Raw genomic sequence first — 17515 nt, forward strand, 5'->3', positions numbered from 1 at the left:
TCTCCCTGTCATCCCCTGCTGCGAAGGATGACTTATTTTTAGGAATCGAAAGCGGAGCCGATCTTCCGGGCTGCCCGGAAGGTTCGCAAAGCCCGTCTTCGTCCCGTTCTCATCATCGCGCCACGATTCGGATCGCAGCGCTGCAACTCTTATGTTCAGGCGTTATGGCGAGCCGGGCTGCCCCTGACAATAAAAAAGTCGATCATGATTGCCTTTTTTATTGCGCTGAATGGACGGACAGCCGCCCTCTTCTGCGGGTTTCCGCCAGTACAACCTTTCCACCGGCCCCCAACCCAAGAATTGAGCTAGACTTATTAGGATGGGCTCGCCATGCTTCAGATGGTCGTCCGCAGCCGCTCATGCGGTTACATTCGGCCAGGCGATAACCAGAAAATGGAGGAGGCGATGACCGATTGGCTAACAGGATGGTCGTGTCTTTCGCAGTCGACGCGAGGCAGCGATGAGTAGGGTCGTCGATTACGACGTCATCGTCATCGGCACCGGAGCGGCGGGGCTCAGCGCCGCCGCCCTTGCGGCAGAAGGCGGAGCCAGCGTCCTCATGGTTGAGGCTGCAGACCGCACAGGCGGGTCGAGCGCTCTTTCCGGCGGCGTGTTCTACGCAGCCGGAACCTCACTTCAGCGAGAAGCTGGAATCGCGGGCGACACGGCTCAAGCGATGTTCCACTATTACATGACGCTCAACCAGTACAAGCTGGAGCCCGCGCTCGTCCGCACCTTCTGCGAAAGGGCGGCGGAGGCCTTCGAGTGGCTGCGCGGCATGGGCGTGGGGTTCACCGTCGAAAACCTCTACGCCTCGGGCGTGGACAAGGTCCGGCGCGGCCATCGTGCCACCGATGGCGGAGCCGGCATCGTCGCGGGTCTGGAAGGCTTTCTCTCGGGCAAGAACGTCGACACCGTACTGGGCACCCGCGTCGAGAGGCTGCTGGTCGAGGACGGTCGCGTGCACGGCATCGTCGCTGATGGGGAGCCGGTGCGCAGCGCGGCAACCGTGATTGCCACCGGCGGCTTTGGCGCCAATCCCGAGCTGCTGGCGCGGCTCTATCCCGATGCTGCGCGCCATGGCGACCTCCACTGGTATATCGGTGCGCCTACGTGCCGAGGGGATGGGCTCGGCCTTGCCGCGCAGGTGGAGGGGCAACTGAGCCAGATCAACCGCGGTCTGCTCCTGATCACTCCCGGCTTCGTCAAGGATCTTGAAAGCTATCTCCCCGGCTGGCTGATGATGGTGAACCGCGCGGGACGCCGGTTCATCGACGAGACGATCGAGTACTCGGTCCTCGCGGCGGTGCTGGACGAACAGCCGGGGCACGACTGCTTTGCCATTTTCGACGAGGCATCACGCCTTGCCTCCAGAACCACCAAGTACCGGCCCGCTCCCAACTGGACGGCGGATCGTTTGCTGGACCACGTGAAAGCCGGGACGCTGGTCAGCGCACCAACGCTGGAGGAACTTGCCGGCAAGATCGGCGTACCTGCGGCCCGTCTCACGACAACGGCCGAGCGGTACAATGCGCTAGTACAGGCGGGTGAGGACCGGGATTACTTCAAACCTTCGGCCATGCTGCGGCCTGTCTCGCAAGGGCCGTTCTACGCCGCGCATATCCGCCCGGCGGTGATCTGCTGGACCGGAACAGGGATCCGCATCGACACCGAGGCCCAGGTGCTGGGCGCCGACGATCGGCCGGTTCCAGGCCTTTACGCCGCCGGGGAGACCACGGGCGGGATGTTTGGACAATGCTATGCGGCAGGCGGCGCCTCCATCGGCAACGCCGTCGTCTTCGGCCGCATCGCCGGCGCAAACGCCGCAAAAGAAAAGGTGAGCGCATGACTAATTCAGACAGAACCGTCGACGTTCTCATTGCAGGAAGCGGTGCTGCCGGCCTCACCGCCGCCGTCACCGCGCGCCGCGCCGGCCTGGACGTGCTGGTGGTCGAGAAGGAGGCCGTGTTCGGCGGCACGACTGCAACATCGGGCGGCGTGCTCTGGGTGCCTGGAAACCACCATTCCGCCGCCATGCAGCGCGCGACGGGGCAAAGCGACGACATCGAGAACGCCCGCGCCTATCTGATCGAGGAAACCGGCAACTACATCGAACCCGATCGTGTCGAAGCCTACCTCGACACGGCGCCGCGTATGGTGCGCTTCCTCGAAGAGAACAGCCCCGTTCGGTTCTACGGCATGGACTATCCCGACTATCATTCGGAGAGCGCGCATAGCTCGATCGTTCGTTCGATCGGCACCGTCGATTACGAGGCGCGCGAACTCGGGGCCCACCTGAAGAACCTCAAGCAGCAGCTACCGCAGACGCTTTTCCTTGGCTTTGCGGTAGGTTCGGGCGTGGAGATGATCCAGTTCATGAAGGCGGGCCGCTCGGTCAAGGCGCTGGGGTTCGTGGCGAAGAAGCTGGCGAAGCACTTCGCCGACGTGCTTCGCTATGGCGAGGGTCAGCAGGTGGTGCGCGGCCGGGCGCTGGTGGCGCGGCTTGCGCGCACGCTGTTCGACCTCGACGTGCCCATCTGGCTTTCCTCCCCCGTCGCGGCGCTGACCCGCAAGGACGGGCGCGTCACTGGGGCGGAAATCGACACGCCCAAAGGCCGGGTGCGGATAACTGCGCGCCGTGGCGTGGTCCTCGCCTGCGGGGGCTATCCTAACGACCCGGAGCGGCGCGCCGCTACATTCCCGGCTCCTGCCAACAACCGCGATCAGCGCAACCCGACCAACCCCGGCAACACCGGCGACGGCATTCGCCTGGCGGAGAGCGTGGGCGGGGCGTTTAACGGCAACGTCGCTCATCCCGCGCCGTGGATGCCGGTTTCGGTGCTGCCCGGCTCGAAGGACTTCACCGGCGTCTGGCCGCACCTGATCGACCGGCAGAAGCCTGGGTTCATCGCGGTCCGCCCTGACGGCCGGCGCTTCGGCGACGAATCCAGCGCCTACCACGACCTCGTCCCCCAGATGACCCGCGCCAGCGAAGGCGATAGGAGCGCGTGGTGCTGGCTCATCGGCGACGCGGCGGCGGTGAGGAAGTGGGGCATCGGCATGGTCCGGCCCTTCCCCATTCCTCACGGCCATCACTTGCGCAGCGGTTATCTCAAACGCGCGGCCTCCCTGCAGGAACTCGCTGTGCTCTGCGGTATCGACGCCGTAACGCTGGAACACACGGTCCGGACCTTCAACGTCAATGCCGCAGGCGGCCTCGATCCCGAGTTCGGACGCGGCGGACGCGTCTATGACGTCTACCAGGGCGATCCGGAGCACAGGCCCAACACATGCCTCGGCCCGCTGGCCAAGGGCCCGTTCTACGCCATCCGCATGGAGGCAGGGATCATCGGCACGTTCGCCGGGCTAAAGACCGATCGCCACGCCCGCGTCCTGGATGGCGAAGGCGCGCCGGTCCATGGGCTCTACGCCGTGGGCAACGATCAGGCCAACGTCTTTGCGGGGGCTTATCCGGGCGCAGGCGCGACTATCGGACCGGCCATGACCTTCGCCTATATCGCGGGCAGGCATATTGCGGGGCAGGCGGCCTGATGCAGGAGTTCGACTTCATCGTCAGCGGCGCGGGCTCGGCGGGCTGCGTCGTCGCGGCGCGGCTTAGCGAGAACGGGCGCTATTCGGTGCTGCTGCTGGAAGCCGGGCCGGAGGACAAGGCGTTCTGGATCAGGCCGCCGATGGGCTACCCCATGCTGTTCGCCGATCCTCGGGTCAACTGGATGTTCGAGAGCGAACCCGAGGCGCAGTTGGGCGGCCGTCGCATGTACCAGCCGCGCGGCAAAGTGCTGGGCGGGACCAGCTCGATAAACGGCATGCTCTACATCCGGGGGAATGCGCGCGACTACGACGACTGGCGCCAGCGCGGCTGCAAGGGCTGGAGTTACGCCGATGTCCTCCCCTACTTTCGCAAGGCCGAGGACCAGCAGCGCGGCGCTGACGCTTATCACGGGGTCGGCGGGCCGCTGACGGTTTCCGACCAGCCTGATCGTTCCAAAATCGCCGTCGCCATCGTCGAGGCGGCGCAGCAGGCGGGCATTCCCTACAACCCGGACTTCAACGGGGCGGAACAGGAAGGCGCCGGCTTTTTCCAGACGACGACCCGCAACAACCGCCGCTGGAACACCTCGCAGGCGTACCTCACCCCGGCGCGAGGCCGTGCCAACCTGAAGATCGAGACCGGCGCTCACGCCACTCGCGTCATCATCGAAGCAGGCCGAGCCACCGGAGTCGAGTACCGGATGAAGGCGGGCCTTTTCACCGCGAAGGCCCGGCGCGAGGTGGTGGTGTGCGGCGGCGCTTTCGGGTCGCCGCAATTGCTCCAGCTATCCGGCATCGGACCGGCCGCACACCTGTGCGAACAGGGCATCGTGCCTGTGCTCGACCTGCCGGGCGTCGGCGCCAATCTGATGGACCACTTCTACATCTCGCTGATGTTCCGCTGCAGCCTGCCGATCACCATCAACGAACTGGCGAACAGTCCTCTGCGTAAGCTGAAGGCCGGTATCGACTATGTCCTTTTCAATAAGGGGCCGCTCGCCAGCAACGGCATCTATGCGGGTATCTTCACCCGCACAGACGAGCGGCAGGACCGGCCGAACCTCCAGGTCAACACCAACATCTGGACGGTGCAGAGCCGGACGGCAGCGGGCATGAAGGCCCACCCCTTCCCCGGCTTCACCATGAGCCCGGTCCACCTCAATCCGCGCGCCACCGGATCTGTGCGGCTGCGCGGACCTGACCCGTTCGCCGACCCGGTGATCCGCCAGAACTTCCTGGCGGACCGCCTCGACGTGGAAGCCATGATCGCGGCGGTGAAGCTGGTGCGCGGCGTGGCCGCCCAGCCCGCGCTTGCGCCCTATAACGCCGGCGAAATCTCTCCCGGAGCCGATGCCCGAACCGACGATGAGATCGAGGCCTACGTACGCGCCGCCGCTATCGCCAACCTGCACCCGGTCGGCTCGTGCCGCATGGGCACTGGCATCGACGCCGTGGTCGACCCGCGCCTGCGCGTCCACGGCATCGCGTGCCTGCGCATCGCAGACGCCTCGATCATGCCGAGTCTGCCCTCAGGCAACACCAACGCCCCCTCGATCATGATCGGCGAAAAATGTGCCGACATGATCCTGGAAGACGCCCGCTGAGAAGGAGAGAAACATGCCGACACTGGAAGAACGCATCGCCCGGTTGGAAGCGGAATCGCAGATACGCCAACTCGTCGCCCGCTACTGCTTCACCATCGATGACCGTGACATCGAAGGCATTCGCGCCCTCTTCGCACCCGACGCGGTGCTGAAGTCCGCCGACGGCGTGATGAACGCGACCGGCGTGGACGCGATCATGACACAGTACGACGGCCGCTTCGATGTGCTGGGGCCAGGCCATCATTTCATGCACGACGTGCAGATCGACTTCGTGGACAACGGCTCTCAGGAGGCAACCGGCCGGGTGATCGGTCATGCGGAACTGTGGCGCGGGGGCAGGATGATGGTTACCGCTATCCGCTACGACGATAAATATCGCAACACTGAGGCGGGCTGGAAGTTCGCCGAGCGGACCATCGGCTTCCTCTATTACGTGCCCATCGAGGAATACCCGAATATCCTCGCCACTCCGCTGCGCAACCATGCCTATGCCGAGCCAAAGCCCGCGGATTTCCCGGAGCGCCTGCCAACTTGGATCGCCTATGAAAAGGCGCGCGGGAGGGGGTAAGAGGGCCACCAGCCCCGCCTGCCCTATCCACGAGGGACCGGCGGGGCTTACCAGATCATCGCTTCCACTTCCTCGCGAATGATCTTTCCGCTGGCGCTTCGCGGAAAGGCGTCCATGGCGATGAAGCGCACCGCCTTCGGCCGCTTGTATCCCGCCAGCGCTTCCCGGCACATGCGCATCACGCCATCCTCGTCCAATGAGGGATCGTTTCGCGCGATCACTGCCACCGGTACCTCGCCCCACTGAGGGTCAAGCTTGCGAACCACGATCGCATCGTTCACGCGCGCATCCGCGAAGAGCACCCGCTCTATTTCTGCGAGATAGATGTTCTCGCCCCCCGACTTGATGAGATACTTGGACCGGCCGACGAAGTCGTACCCCTGTGGGCTGCGGCGGAACAGGTCGCCCATGTGGAACCATCCGCCCGCGAAGCACTCGGCGTTGGTGGCATCGGCGTTCCAGTAACCGCTGAACAGCGTCGGCCCCCGTACGCAGGCCTCCCCGGTTTCGCCGTCGGGCACGTCGTTGCCGTCAGCGCCCAGGAGACGCAGTTCGCATAGAAGGCTCAGTCGCTTCGGAAAGGCCGAAGGCGTGGCTCCGACGGGGATGAGGTCGGCCGAAAGCGGTGGCATTCCGGTTTCCGTGGCGCCGAAGGAGTTGAGGTAAGGAGCTCCGAGTGCCTGCGTGACTGCCGCGATGGTGGCGGAAGGAACAAGGTCGGCCATGCAGCCCACCGCTTTCACCCCGCGCACCTTGACCTGCCGCGCGTCCAGCCGTTCGAGCAGCGGCTCGATGGTCGCGGGAACCAGCATCAGCCAGCCGACGGAGAACTCCTCCAGAGCATCGACGAGCGCATCGGCGTCAAACCCGTCGATGATCACTCCCGTCCCGCCGCACATGAGCGTTGCGAGCAGGTGCTCCGTCCCGCCCATGTGGAACATCGGCGCCCAGGAGATATAGGCATCGCTCATGGCCACTCCCATGTCGAGCCGCATGGCGCACATACGCGCCACTTCGGCCCGGTGGCTGATCACGGCGGCCTTCGGGAGCCCGGTTGTTCCGCTTGTGTAGATGATGAGGAGGCCATCCTCCGGCTGGGCCACGCTTGCGCTGTCGCCCGAAGCGCCAAGCCCGTCTATGGCCGAGAGCGGACGGCCGTTCGCCGCTCCGGCTGCACGTTCCATGTGCCGGGGCGAGGCGACCAGAAGCGAGGGATCCACCAATTCGATGCAGTGGCGCATTTCGGGATCGGAGAGCCGCCAGTTGAGGCAGGCTGCGATGAGCCCCAACTTCGCGCAGGCGAGCTGGACGGCGGTATATTCTAAACGGTTCTCGGACAGGATCGCGATGCGCTCGCCACGGGCGAGCCTGCGCCCGGCGAAATCAGCAGCGACCGCATCCACCCTTGCGCGCATCTCGGCATAGGACAGGCGAACCTCGCCATCGACTATCGCCAAGGCCTCCGGAGCGGCCTTCGCGCGCATGGCGAACAGATCATAGACGCTGGCTGCGAAGGCCTTCTCCATCATAACTGTCTCTCCCGTTCGTTTCTATTCTTGCTTTCAGCACGACCCCGCCCGACGGAACCGCAAGCTGCGCATCGCAGATATCGCCATTCCAGGTGCCATGAGCGAGGACCGCATCGCCGGCCAGCACGTTGCCAAGCATCGCCGCCTCGACCGATCGCACCAGTCGATCAGGCCGGGCCTCCATCACCATGTTCAGCAGGTAAGCCAGGTTGGTCGGCCCTGGATTGACGGTACGCGGCCCGAAACCCAGGGCCTCCGCAGCCGCAGGGTCGATGTGAATGGCGTTGTCGTCTCCCAGGGCTTGGCACCAGAGCGCCATCGCCTCGGCGGGCACGGAGTCGAGCCTCCACTCGCTCATAGGGCTGCCGGCATGATGGTGGTGAGCCTGAGGCGGGCATGAGGCCAGCCGGCAGCGCTGACGGACATCGCCAGCGTGAGGTGGTCGGCCGCGCCGAACCGGCGGCTGGCCTTGCGTTCCAGCAAAACGACCTCGGCCCTCACGTCGTACTGCGTGTCGACGGTGAGCGGTGCGTCATAATCGATCCGACAGCGTCCCAGCACAGCTCCCCTGTCAAAGGCGAGGCCCAGCCCACGGCACACATCCCCCACTTTTGCCCCCATGCCGCCAAGCGCGGCGACGAAGCCGAAAACTGGGTGTGCCTCACGTCCCACGCGGATCGGAGCGGCACAGGAGCGACGGATGGCATCGTCGAGTCCTGCGCTCAGGTGGAACCGCCCCTGCGGTATCGCGAAGTCGCTCATGGCTCTCCTTGGTAAGTCCAGTCCTGCTTGTTGCAAGTCACGGATTTGGGGGTAAAGCTGACCTTCTGCTTTTGCAGAGTCAACCACAAATGAGGATGCTTCACTTACCATGGCGAACCCTGTGAAAAGCGCTGACGAGCCCCTTGCCTGGAAGCGTCGAAAGGACTTTCGCCCGCAGGAAATCCTGGCCGCCGCCCGCCGGTTGATCGAGGAGGAAGGCACCAAGGCAACGTCGATGGCCAAGATCGCGAAGCTGGCGGGCGTATCCGAAGCCACGGTCTACAAGTACTATGAGAGCAAGCAGGAGCTGGTAAACCAAGTGCTGGTCGACTGGGCCACACCCTTCGTCGAGCGCCTTACCGGAGAACTGCGGCATATTACCGACCTTCGTTCCCAGCTGACGCTGATAGCGGCGCGGTTCATGCGTTCCATCGAAGAGACACCGCGTTTTCACCGGGTGTTCTACCAGGAACTGCGCTGGGAAGATTATCGCGGAACGGCGCTGCACCGGCTCAACCACGTCTTCGCACATACCGTCGTGGAAGCCGTGCAGCAGGCGAGGAACGAGGGCAAGATCCGCCCTGACGTCGATCCGGTGATGATCCGCGATATGATGTTTGGGGGGCTGGAACACGTGGCCATGCGCACCAGCTTCATCGGGCGCCCGCTCGATATCGATGCCGAAGCCAGGCGCTACGTAGACGTACTGCTTTCCGGCATTCTGGCGGAGTCTGGCGAACCGCGCGGACCGTCCGAGACGGCGCGGCTGTCGGCGCTGATCGACCGCATGGAAGCGGCACTGGCGGGGAACCCCGCCAGCTGAAACCGGGGCGGCAAGGCCGTCATACCGCTTCGGCCCTCTCATCACCTGACGGGGGCCTGCCGGAGTACCGCGCGGGTGGCTTCGACGGCACGGGCGACACGCTCGGCATCGGAAACGCCGGCCTTGGCGTCGTCGAAGCGCGGGACCTCAATTTCGATCACGGTATCTTCCCGCAATGCGCTGACCAGGTCCACCAGAGGCAACTCGCCGTCGCCCGGCAACTGGCGCATCCGCACCGCCTCCACCCACCATTCCTCCGGCGGTCGCAGCATCGGGCCATCGCAGAGCTGGACGTAGCCGATCAGGTCGGCATTGGCGGCAACATCGGCCACGCCGCCGCCGTTGCGGAACAGATGTAACACGTCGCAGGCAAGGTTTCCCCGCCCCGCCGATCGCACGACCTGTGCCGCCGCAGCGATGTCACGGATGGCGGAAAACCCCATGAACTCCAGCCCGGCCACAATCCCGCGGTCGGCCGCAAGGTCGCAGAAGGCGCCGAAGCGATCTGCCGCCTCAGCCAGTCCTGCCACATCGTGGACATGCGCGGTGGCCTTCGTCGCGCCGAGAGCCGCGCCGACGTCGAGCGCCCGCGCAAAGGCATCATGATCCTCTTTTCCATCAAGAGGGAACACCTCAAGGTTGCACAGCGACACGCCTGCGTCCGCCATGCGCCGCCGAAGTTCCGGCGCATCCCCTGCGGTCACCAGGGGATAGCGGCCCTGGGCCGCTTCGGGAACGAAGGTGAAGATGCAGACATGGCGGCAGCCCGCGTCGCCCGCCAGTTCCACGAGACGGACGGGAGACGCATCCAGCGCCGTCAGCTGGTGCAGCGACAGCACAAAGGGGGTTTCTCTGCTTATGACCACCTCTCCCAGATGATTCGCCGCAGTATAAACATAAAAAGCGGTCATGAATGTCTTTTTTTGTGTCGGTTATTGCGCTACCTGTGGTGCTTGCGAGACCGGAGCTAAGGTCCGGCACGTGGGAGAGCACGATCCAGTGGAACGAGCCGGTGGGGATGAGCCGACGATGCAGGCGCTCAAGAGCGCCCAGACCCGCGCGCGGCTGATAGACGCAACCATACGGGTACTGGTGCGCAGCGGCTACTCGCGCACAACCACTCCTCAGGTGGCGAGCGAGGCCGGCCTTTCGCGCGGAGCGATGCTGCACCACTTCGACAACGGCGTCTCACTCATCAAGGCGACCATCATGCATCTGCATGAACGCCGTCTGCGCGCATTTCGGCGCGCCGCCGAACGCAGTGCGCAAGATCAGGGGGCTATGGTGCGCACGTACTGGAAGCAGATCCAGAAGCCCGCCTTCATCGCCTTCCACGAACTGGCAGTGGCAGCGCGTACCAATTCCGACCTGGCCACCGTGCTGATGCCGCTGCAAGTGGAATTCCGGCAGCGCTACAACCAGCTCGCGGTTCAGCTTTATCCCGAGTGGCAGGCAGAACCCGGCACGTTCGCGCTGGCCATGGCGGTCTCGCAGGCAACGATGGAAGGCATGGCGGTCAACCTGCTGACCGGCGCAATGGACGCCAGCCTGGTCGAGCCGGTACTGCAGTCACTGGAGAACCAGCTCCATGCGCTCAGGCCTGCCTTACCGGGGGATCAATGCGCATGAGCCAGGCCCCACCTTATGCCCCGCCGCAGCAACTCGTGAAAGACCGGGTAATTCCACGCGCAACGCTGCGGATGGGGCCAGAACGGGCTGACCGGCAGAAGATCATAATGCCCCCGACAGTGGCCGAGCGTGAGGTAGAGAATCGCGCCTTCGCCAACCGCTCGCTCGTAAAGCACGGGCACCTGCGCCTCGTCCCATTCCGCATCGCGGAACTCGTCGCATCGGCCTGTAAAGCTGGTGTGCATCAGCACCTCGATGTCAGCGGTGCGATGGGTGAGGTAGAGTTCGTCCTCCACCCGGAAGTCACGCAGTCCGCTCGTCATCTCGTGGTCGTCGCGGGTGACGGAGACCTTGAAGGGCGCAATCGGCGGATGGCCCGCAAAGCGGGTGCCGAGCAGGCCCGTGAAGGCAGGCACCTCGTCGGGTGTGTCGACCACACCGTCCGCGCCGAAACGGAGGATCGCGTTGGTGCCATGCAGCGCCAGCCAGCGGCCGCCGCGGGTCAGGAACCCCTCCAGAGCGGCGACTTCCTCATCGCGCGTAGGCACGAGATCGCAGGTGTAGGTGATCAGCAGGTTCGCCGCTTCGAGGCTCGCCAAGTCGGCGTAGTCGGACGCGACCGAGGTGCGGATGCGCGGCGTTTCCGCCAGCAGCTTGAGCAGTTCGAGTCGCGCGTAGTCGATGTCGTGGAATTTCCCCGCGGCGATCAGGTGAACCTTCATTACGGCAAACTCCCCTCACGTGTGTGCGTGTATGCGCCCGAGCGTAAGACCCGCCGGCGAGGGCACCAAGCGTTGAATTTTCGGCCGGGAAGCGGCCTCGTCATCGGAGGATACGAATGAGCGGCAAGGGCCAGGGCCCCCTCGCGGGCGTAAGGGTTCTCGATCTCACCAGCGTGCTGATGGGACCTTATGCGACTCAGATCTTCGCTGATCTGGGCGCGGACGTCATCAAGGTCGAGAGCCCTCAGGGCGACACCACCCGCTTCATTCCGCCGGGACCCGATGCTTCGCGCGGGGCGATGTTTCTCAATGTCAATCGCGGCAAGCGTTCGATCGTTCTCGACCTCAAGCAGCCAGAGGCGCGGTTCGCGCTGCTCAGGATGGCGCAAGGCGCGGACGTGTTCATCCACTCCATGCGCTCCAGCGCGATCGGGCGCTTGGGACTCGACTATGCGGCTCTGCAATCGGCAAACCCGAAAATCATCTACGCCAACCTCTACGGCTTCGCCCGCAGCGGCCCCTATCGCGATTATCCCGCCTACGACGACATCGTGCAAGCCGCGTCCGGCATCGTCGACTTGCAGGCGCGCCTGTCCGGTGGCCAGCCCACTTATGCCGCCACGGTCATCGCGGACAAGGTGGCCGGCCTCACCGGTGCTTATTCCGTGATCGCGGCGCTCTATGCGCGAGAGAGAAGCGGCGTCGGGCAAGAGATCGAAGTGCCGATGTTCGAGACGCTGGTGTCCTTTGCGATGGTCGAACATCTGTGCGGCTCGCTTTTCGTGCCGCCCGAAGGCCCGCCGGAGTACCCCCGCGCGACCTCGGAGGCCCGGCGCCCTTACCGTACTGCGGACGGCTACATCGGCGTGATGATCTACAACGACAAGCACTGGCGCGCCTTCTTCGAGGCGCTGGGCGATCCGGAGTGGTCGCAGGATCCGATGTTCGCCTCGATGCGCTCGCGCACGCAGAACATCGGCGCGGTGCTGGCGAAAGTGGCTGAAGTCATTGAAACGCGATCGACCGGAGAATGGGTCGAACTTTTCCGCAAAGCCCACATTCCCGCCACCCCGATCAAGAGCCTCACCGACCTGCTGGACGATCCGCATCTCGTCGAGACCGGCTTTTGGCAGGAGCGCAAGACGCCTGCGGGTATCTTGCGCTTCCCCGGCATTCCCACCACGTTCTCCGAAACACCGGGCGCGATCGGCGACCCCGGCCCGGCGCTCGGCGGTGAAAGCCTGGATGTGCTGCGCGAGGCGGGGTTTTCGACCGAGGAGATTGCCGATCTGCAGGCCATCGGCGCAGTGCGGACCGCCGCATGAGCAGCCCCGAAGCACAATGGCGGGCGGCGCTTGCCGAAGGCAGACTGCTGCTCCAGCGCGCTCCTGACGGGCGCGTGGTGTTCCCGCCCCGCCTCGCCGCCCCGGGCACTGGAGAGGTGCTCGAATGGTTCGAGGCGTCGGGACGCGGCACCGTCTATACCCTCTCATGGGTCAACCGGAAGCCGCCGGCGGAACCCTACAATGTCGCCCTGATAGATCTGGACGAAGGTGCGCGCCTGATGAGTCGGGTGGAGGGTGTGACACCCGCAACACTCGCAATCGGGATGCGGGTCGACGCCTTCGTGGACCAGGCGGAAGGCGCGCCACTGCTGCTGTTTCAGCCGGTGGAGGACTGACTGTGGGCGACACCTTCCCCCGCGGCGGGACAGCGATCGCCGGCCTCGCCACCTTTGGCATCGGTGAGATGCCGGGCTTCACTTCCATGGAGCTGACGGCGCAGGCTGCACTTCTTGCCGTCAGGGATGCCGGGCTGACATTGCCCGAAGTCGACGCGCTCTTCATCTGCCAGCCGGACGACTTCTTCTCAGGCCTGTCTTTCGCCGAATACCTCGGCCTGCAGCCACGTTATACCGACAACAACCGCACGGGCGGCTCTGCTTTCATGAGCCACATTGCGGTGGCGGCCATGATGCTTGACGCGGGCTACATCGACTGCGCGCTCATTGCCTACGGCTCGAACCAGCGCAGCAACGGCGGCAAACTGGCAACGAGGATCAGCAGCAATCAGTGGGACGCGCCGTATGCGCCGCTGTTCCCCCTCACCTCCTATGCGCTGGCGACGGCGCGCCACATGCACGAATTCGGCACGACGCGGGAGGACCTCGCCGCCGTGGCCTTGTCCGCGCGGGCTTGGGCGAACACAAATCCGGAGGCCTTCGCCAAGGGGCCACTGACGCTGGAAGATTGCCTCTCCGCCCGCATGGTGAGCACGCCGATTTCAGTGCGCGACTGCTGCCTTGTCACCGATGGAGCGGCAGCGATCGTTATGACCCGCACGACCCGCGCGCGGGATCTGGCGAAGCGCGTCGTGTCGGTGCTGGGAGCAGCGGCCGCGACCTGGTGGAACTCGATTGCGCAGGCTCCGGACGTGACCGTCACTGCCGCCAGCGAATCAGGCGCGCGGGCGATGGCGATGGCCGGCGTCGTACCCAAGGACATCCGCACGGCGCAGCTTTACGATGCCTTCACGATCAATACGATCCTATTTCTCGAAGACCTCGGCTTCTGCCCCAAGGGCGAAGGCGGCCGTTTCGTAAGCAGCGGCGCCATCGCGCCGGGCGGCAGCCTTCCAGTAAACACCAACGGTGGCGGTCTCTCGTGTTGCCATCCGGGAATGTACGGCCTCTTCGCTGTGATCGAGGCGGCTCGGCAGATCCGGGGCGAAGCCGCGAACCAGCTGGCCGACGTCGATGTGGCTCTGGCGCACGGCAACGGAGGCACGCTTTCCAGCCAGGCGACGGTGGTGCTGGGCAGTCCGGCAACGCTATAGCGCGGTCCTCTCGGCTTGGCCGGACCGACGCTGCATCACTGCAGCGTCAGCACCCGGCGGTAGCCCCTGAGCGCTCGCCCCACGAAGAAGGCCGAAACCGCGCCCGCCACCGCGCACGTCAGTGAAAGCGAAAGCCCGACGCTGCGCTCGTCCGCGAAGACGTGATCGGTCAACAGCGCGACAATGGTCGGGGCGGCGCCAAGCCCCATCACGCTCGCCACGAAGACATAGACGGAGGAGGATATTCCACGCATGCGGTTGGGCGTCGCCATCTGAAGGCCGGAGGATGCGAGCGCCTGCGGTAGCGAATAGGTGAAGCTTGCAAGTGTCGCCACCACCATTGCAAACTCGTAGCTAGGGGCGAAGGCGAGGGCTAGCGAGATCGGCACCAGCGCCAGCGCGGCGAAGAAGGGCACGCGCATCAGTGCATCGATCCGCCCGCGCCTCTGCAGCCAGCCCGCTATCACCGGCCCTGCGAGGACGCCGATCGATCCGGTGATGAGCACGGCGACGCCGTATTGAACGCCTACGGTCGAAGCACTCGCTCCGAAGCGGCGCATCAGCAGTGCCGGCATCCAGGCCGGAAATGCATAGAGCACGATCACCAGCGAAGCCATCCCGGCATAGAAGTTGCCGTAGAAGTCCCGGCGATCCCGAAAGGTTTGCCAGACCTGCGCAAGTGGCATGCGTTGACCACTGTCCTTGGCAGCCAGCTTCCGCGCCGGTTCGCGGATGCTCAGCATCATCAGCATGATCGCGAAGCCAGGCAAGCCGGCAACGAGAAACACAACCTGCCAAGGCTGCAGGGCGCCGAGGTACGGCACCGCGCTCAGGTCCCAGCCTTCAGCCGCCTCGAGCAGCAGGCCGCCGAAAATGAGCGCCAGCCCCCCGCCGATGTACGGCCCCATCAGGAAAATGCTGAAGGCGCGGGGGATCATCCGGGTGGGGAAGCTATCGGCAATGATCGACCAGGCGGCCGGAGTAAGGCTCGCCTCCGCGCCGCCCACGGCTGCGCGCGCGAAGAACAGTTGCCAATAGCCGCGCGCCAAACCGCACAGGCTCGTGCCGAGGCTCCACAGGCCAACGCCCCCGATCAGGATGCGTCGCCGGCTTCCCGTATCCGCGAGCCTGCCGAACAGCGGACTGAAAAGGATGTAGGCGGTCGTGAAGGCCAGTCCCTGGAGCAGACTCAGACGGGTGTCGGAAAGCCCGAAGTCTGCCTTCAATGGCGCGACCAGCAGGTTCAGCACCTGCCTGTCGACGAAGCTGACGGTGTAAGCCAGCGTTAGCACGAAGATCAGGTACCACGCCGCCGCACGGGGCGCCGGCTCGATCTCGGCCGCCGATGTTGCGGCCTGCTCTTCGGGTTCGGCCAAAGCGATCGTCGCCCCACTCACGCGCCGATCCATTCTTCGATCATCGGCCGGATGGTTTCGCCCACGAGCTCCAGCACCGGGCCGTCTCCACAAACCATGTACGCCATCTGCCCGTATCCATGTTTGGGAGACGCGCCTGCGGCGACGATGCGCCAGCCCTCGGCCAGCAAGGTCTCCACCTCCGCGCCAACATCGTCCACCCACGCCCCGACATGCGCTGCCGAAACGGCCCGAAGAGCATCGTAGGCGCCCCCCGGCGCCGCCTGGATCAGTTCGACGTGAATCGGGCCCTGCCGTGAATAGGTGACGGTAAGATGCGCCTCCGACCAGCCTTTATCAGGCAGCCAAACCCTCAAGGGATCAAATTCACGAACAGGGGCCCACTTCAAAGCAAGACCATCCTGAAGATCGTTCATAGACCTGCAGATGTCATCAACTATAAATCCATGATGATGAAGTTTGTTGAAGGATTTCAATTTACCCTCACCCTATATTGTGAATGCATTATATTTTGTTATTTATTCGAAATTCTGATCTTACCTGCGCGTGGTGCGGAAATGGGGAGAATGACGAAATGACAGGCTTGATCGTGGAACGCCTTGGCGCTGTCTGCCTGCTGACGATCGACCGTGAGGAGGCGCGTAACGCACTCGACGCGGCGACATCCCGCGCTCTGGACGAGGCGATTACCAATGCCGAAATCGACACGGCGGTGGGCGCCATCGTCGTGACCGGCACCGGCAGCCGCGCCTTCTGCGCAGGGATGGACCTCAAGGAAGCGCAGCGCATCGGCGCCGGCCACGGCCTCATACCCGGCCGTGGCTTCGGCGGTATCACCGAGCGCCGCCGCACCAAGCCGCTCGTCGCCGCGATCAACGGAACCGCCGTCGCGGGCGGATTCGAAATCATGATGGCTTGCGACATGGTCTTCGCCGCCGAACACGCGATGATGGGGTTGAGCGAAGTGAAACGGGGCCTTTTCGCCTTCGCCGGTGGCATCCAGCGTCTTGCCGCTCAAGTTCCGCGTGCGACGGCGCTGGCGATGATCATGACAGGCGACCTGCTGCCCGCACGCCGCCTTTACGACCTCGGCATCCTTACGGAAGTGGTCCCCGGCGAACGCCTGCTCGACCGCACACTGGAAGTGACGCAGGCGATGCTCGCCAACAGCTGGGAAGCGATCAACAACGGCCGCGAACTTTACGAACTGTCGAGCGGCATGGACACCACGCAGGCGCTCGCCGTTGGTAATGCCTGGGGCAAGGCAACGCTCAGCCGCCCGGACAGCCGTGAAGGCATCGCCGCCTATGTGCAGAAGCGGGACGCTCAATTCGATCGAGGCTGACTGGCCCGGCGGTCGAGGCGATGAAATTACAATCACTGTTGACTGTTTTATCGCGAGGCAGTTAGGATCGCAAGCAACACATCGCCGGAATCAATCAGACATGTCTGTTTTTTGATTCCGTTGCAGCCCATTCCGCCCGAGCGGAGTGAAAGGCAAGGGAGAAAAGGCCGATGCTTGATCTGGTCGCCGATCAAAGACCTGAAAACGATTTCGCGCGCATGGATTACGAGCGCGATCGCAAGGGCCCGCCTGAAGGTTTCCCGAAGCTCCCGGACATCCCCGGCACTCGCTATACCGACGCCGAGTTCCTGCGGCTCGAGAAGGAGATGATGTGGGACAAGGCGTGGCTCTACGCCGGACACACCGATCAGGTTTCAAAGCCGGGTTCATGGTTTCTCACCCGCAACTCAGGCGTGCCGATTATCGTTACCCGCAACCTCGCGGGCGAGGTGAAGGCCTTCTACAACACCTGCCAGCATCGCGGTGCCCCGTTGGTCACGGAAGATGCGGGGGAAGCGCGCGGCTTCGTCTGCGGCTATCACGGCTGGAGCTACACCCTCGACGGTAAGCTTACGGCGGTCCGCGATAAGCGGGACTTTGTCGAATTTGACATGTCCTGTCGCTCGCTTGTTCAGGTCCGTTGTGTCAACGCCGGGATAAAATTGGGCCAGGCACCGGTTTAAAAAGGGGCCAGTTGGTTTGAATAAAAAGCCTCATGGTTGAGGCTGGACGCTCTCGGCAGCGGGGAAGCGGCTGTAGCGGAGCGGAAG

General features: G+C 64.4%; 18 protein-coding genes. 11 read left to right on the forward strand and 7 right to left on the reverse strand.

The features are described from left to right. Positions 1 to 460: 460 nt before the first annotated feature. From C2R25_RS20010 to C2R25_RS20025, 4 genes are read left to right on the forward strand one after another with little or no spacing between them, the layout of a single operon-like run. The gene (locus C2R25_RS20010) at positions 461 to 1849 is read left to right on the forward strand and encodes an FAD-dependent oxidoreductase (RefSeq protein WP_103730869.1); all 1389 of its coding nucleotides are present in this window, start codon (positions 461 to 463) and stop codon (positions 1847 to 1849) included. Further along, positions 1846 to 3552, forward strand: coding sequence for an FAD-dependent oxidoreductase (locus C2R25_RS20015; protein WP_103730870.1), 1707 nt, complete (start codon positions 1846 to 1848; stop codon positions 3550 to 3552). Before C2R25_RS20010 ends, C2R25_RS20015 begins: the two co-directional genes overlap by 4 nt. Then, a complete protein-coding gene (locus tag C2R25_RS20020) occupies positions 3552 to 5156 on the forward strand; it encodes a GMC family oxidoreductase (protein WP_103730871.1) in 1605 nt (534 codons plus the stop codon). Before C2R25_RS20015 ends, C2R25_RS20020 begins: the two co-directional genes overlap by 1 nt. Positions 5157 to 5169: 13 nt before the next feature. Next, a complete protein-coding gene (locus tag C2R25_RS20025) occupies positions 5170 to 5724 on the forward strand; it encodes a nuclear transport factor 2 family protein (protein ID WP_103730872.1) in 555 nt (184 codons plus the stop codon). A 47-nt stretch (positions 5725 to 5771) separates the two neighbouring features. On the opposite strand, the gene C2R25_RS20030 is transcribed toward C2R25_RS20025, so the two are convergent. From C2R25_RS20030 to C2R25_RS20040, 3 genes are read right to left on the reverse strand one after another with little or no spacing between them, the layout of a single operon-like run. Next, positions 5772 to 7253, reverse strand: a complete 1482-nt coding sequence (locus tag C2R25_RS20030; protein ID WP_103730873.1) for a class I adenylate-forming enzyme family protein — start codon at positions 7251 to 7253, stop codon at positions 5772 to 5774. Next, positions 7219 to 7611 carry a MaoC/PaaZ C-terminal domain-containing protein gene (locus C2R25_RS20035; RefSeq protein ID WP_103730874.1) on the reverse strand — a complete coding sequence of 131 codons (393 nt, stop codon included), beginning with the start codon at positions 7609 to 7611 and terminating at the stop codon, positions 7219 to 7221. The genes C2R25_RS20030 and C2R25_RS20035 overlap by 35 nt, the downstream gene beginning before the upstream one ends. After that, positions 7608 to 8015: a hypothetical protein gene (locus C2R25_RS20040; RefSeq protein WP_103730875.1), complete on the reverse strand. Its 408-nt coding sequence runs from the start codon at positions 8013 to 8015 to the stop codon at positions 7608 to 7610. Before C2R25_RS20040 ends, C2R25_RS20035 begins: the two co-directional genes overlap by 4 nt. A gap of 121 nt (positions 8016 to 8136) precedes the next feature. Here C2R25_RS20040 and C2R25_RS20045 point away from each other — a divergent pair, with 121 nt between their 5' ends. Further along, the gene (locus tag C2R25_RS20045) at positions 8137 to 8838 is read left to right on the forward strand and encodes a TetR/AcrR family transcriptional regulator (protein WP_158250732.1); all 702 of its coding nucleotides are present in this window, start codon (positions 8137 to 8139) and stop codon (positions 8836 to 8838) included. A gap of 41 nt (positions 8839 to 8879) precedes the next feature. Here C2R25_RS20045 and C2R25_RS20050 read toward each other — a convergent pair whose 3' ends face one another. Then, positions 8880 to 9749: a sugar phosphate isomerase/epimerase gene (locus C2R25_RS20050; protein ID WP_103730877.1), complete on the reverse strand. Its 870-nt coding sequence runs from the start codon at positions 9747 to 9749 to the stop codon at positions 8880 to 8882. Positions 9750 to 9837: 88 nt separating this feature from the next. Between C2R25_RS20050 and C2R25_RS20055 the strand changes: the two genes are divergently transcribed. Next, positions 9838 to 10467, forward strand: a complete 630-nt coding sequence (locus tag C2R25_RS20055) for a TetR/AcrR family transcriptional regulator (RefSeq protein ID WP_233204188.1) — start codon at positions 9838 to 9840, stop codon at positions 10465 to 10467. Here C2R25_RS20055 and C2R25_RS20060 read toward each other — a convergent pair. Then, a complete protein-coding gene (locus C2R25_RS20060; protein ID WP_103730878.1) occupies positions 10455 to 11189 on the reverse strand; it encodes a ThuA domain-containing protein in 735 nt (244 codons plus the stop codon). The two genes, C2R25_RS20055 and C2R25_RS20060, sit on opposite strands and share 13 nt — an antisense overlap. Positions 11190 to 11305: 116 nt before the next feature. On the opposite strand from C2R25_RS20060, the gene C2R25_RS20065 reads away from it, so the two are divergent. From C2R25_RS20065 to C2R25_RS20075, 3 genes are read left to right on the forward strand one after another with little or no spacing between them, the layout of a single operon-like run. Then, positions 11306 to 12514 (forward strand): CaiB/BaiF CoA-transferase family protein, encoded by a 1209-nt coding sequence (locus tag C2R25_RS20065; protein ID WP_103730879.1) that lies wholly within the window; start codon positions 11306 to 11308, stop codon positions 12512 to 12514. Next, positions 12511 to 12870, forward strand: a complete 360-nt coding sequence (locus C2R25_RS20070) for a Zn-ribbon domain-containing OB-fold protein (RefSeq protein WP_103730880.1) — start codon at positions 12511 to 12513, stop codon at positions 12868 to 12870. Before C2R25_RS20065 ends, C2R25_RS20070 begins: the two co-directional genes overlap by 4 nt. A gap of 2 nt (positions 12871 to 12872) precedes the next feature. Continuing rightward, a complete protein-coding gene (locus C2R25_RS20075; protein ID WP_103730881.1) occupies positions 12873 to 14024 on the forward strand; it encodes a thiolase in 1152 nt (383 codons plus the stop codon). A 35-nt stretch (positions 14025 to 14059) separates the two neighbouring features. On the opposite strand, the gene C2R25_RS20080 is transcribed toward C2R25_RS20075, so the two are convergent. Next, positions 14060 to 15421 (reverse strand): MFS transporter, encoded by a 1362-nt coding sequence (locus C2R25_RS20080; RefSeq protein ID WP_158250733.1) that lies wholly within the window; start codon positions 15419 to 15421, stop codon positions 14060 to 14062. After that, positions 15418 to 15876 (reverse strand): VOC family protein, encoded by a 459-nt coding sequence (locus tag C2R25_RS20085; RefSeq protein WP_255400477.1) that lies wholly within the window; start codon positions 15874 to 15876, stop codon positions 15418 to 15420. The genes C2R25_RS20080 and C2R25_RS20085 overlap by 4 nt, the downstream gene beginning before the upstream one ends. A gap of 98 nt (positions 15877 to 15974) precedes the next feature. Between C2R25_RS20085 and C2R25_RS20090 the strand changes: the two genes are divergently transcribed. Both C2R25_RS20090 and C2R25_RS20095 read left to right on the forward strand, forming a co-directional pair. Continuing rightward, positions 15975 to 16745 (forward strand): enoyl-CoA hydratase/isomerase family protein, encoded by a 771-nt coding sequence (locus tag C2R25_RS20090; protein WP_103730884.1) that lies wholly within the window; start codon positions 15975 to 15977, stop codon positions 16743 to 16745. Between the two features lie 170 nt (positions 16746 to 16915). Beyond that, positions 16916 to 17428, forward strand: coding sequence for an aromatic ring-hydroxylating dioxygenase subunit alpha (locus C2R25_RS20095; RefSeq protein WP_233204189.1), 513 nt, complete (start codon positions 16916 to 16918; stop codon positions 17426 to 17428). The last annotated feature ends 87 nt before the right edge of the window (positions 17429 to 17515 follow it).

Source organism: Novosphingobium sp. HII-3, from assembly GCF_002916655.1.
Taxonomy (GTDB): Bacteria; Pseudomonadota; Alphaproteobacteria; order Sphingomonadales; family Sphingomonadaceae; genus Novosphingobium; species Novosphingobium panipatense.

Excerpts from the sequence above, each read along its gene's own strand:
- C2R25_RS20010 (WP_103730869.1), top strand. The coding sequence starts at position 461 with ATGAGTAGGGTCGTCGATTACGACGTCATCGTCATCGGCACCGGAGCG.
- C2R25_RS20015 (WP_103730870.1), top strand. The coding sequence starts at position 1,846 with ATGACTAATTCAGACAGAACCGTCGACGTTCTCATTGCAGGAAGCGGT.
- C2R25_RS20020 (WP_103730871.1), top strand. The coding sequence starts at position 3,552 with ATGCAGGAGTTCGACTTCATCGTCAGCGGCGCGGGCTCGGCGGGCTGC.
- C2R25_RS20025 (WP_103730872.1), top strand. The coding sequence starts at position 5,170 with ATGCCGACACTGGAAGAACGCATCGCCCGGTTGGAAGCGGAATCGCAG.
- C2R25_RS20030 (WP_103730873.1), bottom strand. The coding sequence starts at position 7,253 with ATGATGGAGAAGGCCTTCGCAGCCAGCGTCTATGATCTGTTCGCCATG.
- C2R25_RS20035 (WP_103730874.1), bottom strand. The coding sequence starts at position 7,611 with ATGAGCGAGTGGAGGCTCGACTCCGTGCCCGCCGAGGCGATGGCGCTC.
- C2R25_RS20040 (WP_103730875.1), bottom strand. The coding sequence starts at position 8,015 with ATGAGCGACTTCGCGATACCGCAGGGGCGGTTCCACCTGAGCGCAGGA.
- C2R25_RS20050 (WP_103730877.1), bottom strand. The coding sequence starts at position 9,749 with ATGACCGCTTTTTATGTTTATACTGCGGCGAATCATCTGGGAGAGGTG.
- C2R25_RS20060 (WP_103730878.1), bottom strand. The coding sequence starts at position 11,189 with ATGAAGGTTCACCTGATCGCCGCGGGGAAATTCCACGACATCGACTAC.
- C2R25_RS20065 (WP_103730879.1), top strand. The coding sequence starts at position 11,306 with ATGAGCGGCAAGGGCCAGGGCCCCCTCGCGGGCGTAAGGGTTCTCGAT.
- C2R25_RS20070 (WP_103730880.1), top strand. The coding sequence starts at position 12,511 with ATGAGCAGCCCCGAAGCACAATGGCGGGCGGCGCTTGCCGAAGGCAGA.
- C2R25_RS20090 (WP_103730884.1), top strand. The coding sequence starts at position 15,975 with ATGACAGGCTTGATCGTGGAACGCCTTGGCGCTGTCTGCCTGCTGACG.
- C2R25_RS20095 (WP_233204189.1), top strand. The coding sequence starts at position 16,916 with ATGCTTGATCTGGTCGCCGATCAAAGACCTGAAAACGATTTCGCGCGC.